The 1,480-nt window shown below is 67.5% G+C and carries 1 protein-coding gene; it reads left to right on the top strand.

All coding sequences use genetic code 11. The features are described from left to right. The coding region (gene hutU / locus GJV37_RS29440) for a urocanate hydratase (protein WP_193453271.1) at nt 1–1,480 on the top strand (1,480 nt) is incomplete at both ends.

Here is a 1,480-nt window from a genome sequence, read left to right on the forward strand (position 1 = left end):
TGAACGCCAAAAGCTGGCTGACCGAAGCGCCGCTGCGCATGCTGATGAACAACCTCGACCCGGAAGTCGCCGAGAACCCCAAGGAGCTGGTGGTGTACGGCGGCATCGGTCGCGCCGCGCGCAATTGGGAGTGCTACGACAAGATCGTCGCCACCCTGAAAGAACTGAATGAAGACGAGACCCTGCTGGTGCAGTCCGGCAAGCCGGTCGGCGTCTTCAAGACCCACGCTAACGCCCCGCGCGTGCTGATCGCCAACTCCAACCTGGTGCCGCACTGGGCCAACTGGGAGCACTTCAACGAGCTCGATGCCAAGGGCCTGGCCATGTACGGCCAGATGACCGCCGGCTCGTGGATCTACATCGGTAGCCAGGGCATCGTCCAGGGCACCTACGAAACCTTCGTCGAGGCCGGCCGCCAGCATTACGACGGCAACCTGAAAGGCAAGTGGGTGCTCACCGCCGGTCTCGGCGGCATGGGCGGCGCCCAGCCGCTGGCCGCGACCCTGGCCGGCGCCTGCTCGCTGAACATCGAATGCCAGCAGAGCCGCATCGACTTCCGCCTCGCCAGCCGCTACGTCGACGAGCAGGCCAAGGACCTCGACGACGCCCTGGCGCGCATCGCCCAGTACACCGCCGAAGGCAAGGCCATCTCCATCGCCCTGCTGGGCAACGCCGCGGAAATCCTCCCGGAGCTGCTCCAGCGCGGCGTGCGCCCGGACATGGTGACCGACCAGACCTCCGCCCACGACCCGCTCAACGGCTACCTGCCGGCCGGCTGGACCTGGGAGCAGTACCGCGACCGCGCGCAGACCGACCCGGCCGCCGTGGTCAAGGCCGCCAAGCAATCCATGGCCGTGCACGTCAACGCCATGCTGGAATTCCAGAAGCAGGGCGTGCCGACCTTCGACTACGGCAACAACATCCGCCAGATGGCCAAGGAAGAGGGCGTCGCCAACGCCTTCGACTTCCCCGGCTTTGTCCCGGCCTACATCCGCCCGCTGTTCTGCCGTGGCGTCGGTCCGTTCCGCTGGGCCGCGCTGTCCGGCGACGCCGAGGACATCTACAAGACCGACGCCAAGGTCAAGGAACTGATCCCGGACGACGCCCACCTGCACAACTGGCTGGACATGGCCAAGCAGCGCATCAGCTTCCAGGGCCTGCCGGCGCGCATCTGCTGGGTCGGCCTGGGCCAGCGCGCCAAGCTCGGCCTGGCGTTCAACGAAATGGTCCGCCGCGGCGAGCTGAAGGCACCGATCGTGATCGGCCGCGACCACCTCGACTCAGGTTCGGTGGCAAGCCCCAACCGCGAGACCGAAGCCATGCGCGACGGCTCCGACGCCGTGTCCGACTGGCCGCTGCTCAACGCCCTGCTGAACACCGCCAGCGGCGCCACCTGGGTCTCGTTGCACCATGGCGGCGGGGTGGGCATGGGCTTCTCCCAGCACTCGGGGATGGTGATCGTCTGCGACGGCACCGACGA

This window comes from Pseudomonas nitroreducens, assembly GCF_010994165.1.
In the GTDB taxonomy this organism is placed as follows: Bacteria; Pseudomonadota; Gammaproteobacteria; order Pseudomonadales; family Pseudomonadaceae; genus Pseudomonas; species Pseudomonas nitroreducens.